Source organism: Burkholderia sp. WSM2230 (assembly GCF_000472445.1).
Classification (GTDB): Bacteria; Pseudomonadota; Gammaproteobacteria; order Burkholderiales; family Burkholderiaceae; genus Paraburkholderia.
Genome location: NZ_AXAJ01000033.1, coordinates 1 through 1,195 on the forward strand (window position 1 = coordinate 1; position 1,195 = coordinate 1,195).

Here is a 1,195-nt window from a genome sequence, read left to right on the forward strand (position 1 = left end):
ATCGAACTGGGAGAGATCCAGGCAGCGCTGCTCGCGCACCCCGAAGTGCGTGACGCGGCAGTGCTGGTGTCGGGCGGCGCAAACCCGAATGCAAATGCAAGCGACAGTGACCGGCGTCTCGTCGCCTACGTGGTGCCGCGCGGTGAACCGTATACCGGCGATGTCGCGCGCTGGCAGGCGTGGCTCGCCGCGCGTCTGCCGGCGCATATGGTGCCGTCCTCATACGTCGAACTCACTCGCTTTCCTCTGACGCCAAACGGCAAGCTCGATCGCCGCGCGTTGCCTGCGCCGGAAGCGGTCGCGAATGCCGCGGGTCGCGCGGCTTACGTGGCCCCGCGCGACGAAACGGAAGCGCGGCTTGCAACGATCTGGCAACAGGTGCTTGGAGTCGAGCGCGTCGGCGCACTCGACGATTTCTTCCTGCTCGGCGGGCATTCGCTGCTGGCGGTCCGCGTCGTTTCGGCGGTGCGGACGGCCTTCGGCGAGGCGCCGGGATTGCGCGCGGTGTTCGAACATCCACGGCTCGACGAGTTTGCGACGCTGCTGCGCGGCGCGCGGTTCGCCAACGACTGTCAGCTTGCGTCGGCGTCTGACGCCGCGGGTGCTGCTGTTCGCTTTGCTGACAGCACTAGCCCGGATGATGCGCAAGCCGTGCGTTCTACACAGGTGGCATGCGTCGGACAGACAGGGCAGGTTGTGCAACGAGCGCAAGCCACGGAAGACAGCCAGGCCACACACGCACGACAAGCAGGGCTAACGGAGCAAGCTGAGCAAGCACAGCAAGCTGAGCAAGCACAGCAAGCACACACCATCCAACACCCATACACCGACGCATCCGCTCAACGCGACCCGAGCGCGTCGATCCCACTCACCCCGTCGCAGCAAAGCTTGTGGTTCCTGTGGAAGCTCGACCCGCAAAGCGCGGCGTACCACGTGAACGGTGCGCTGCGTTTCGATGGTCGCCTCGATGTCGATGCGCTGCGTGCCGCGTTCGACGCGCTGGTCCAACGGCATCCGGCATTGCGGATGCGTTTCGACGAAGTGGAGGGCATTGCGTTTCAGCGCATCGATGCAAAGAGCCGCAGCGCGATCCGCGTGCTCGATCTGCCGCGCGCACGCGAGATCGGCGCGGCCAGCAACACAAGCAACACCAACGACACCAGCAACACCAACGACACCAGCAACACCAACGACA

1 protein-coding gene is annotated in these 1,195 nt (G+C 65.3%); it reads left to right on the top strand.

Annotation, left to right across the window (positions count from 1 at the left end; genetic code table 11):
• Positions 1-1,195: condensation domain-containing protein (locus A3AC_RS29640; protein ID WP_198018041.1), on the top strand; the 1,195-nt coding region annotated here is incomplete at both ends.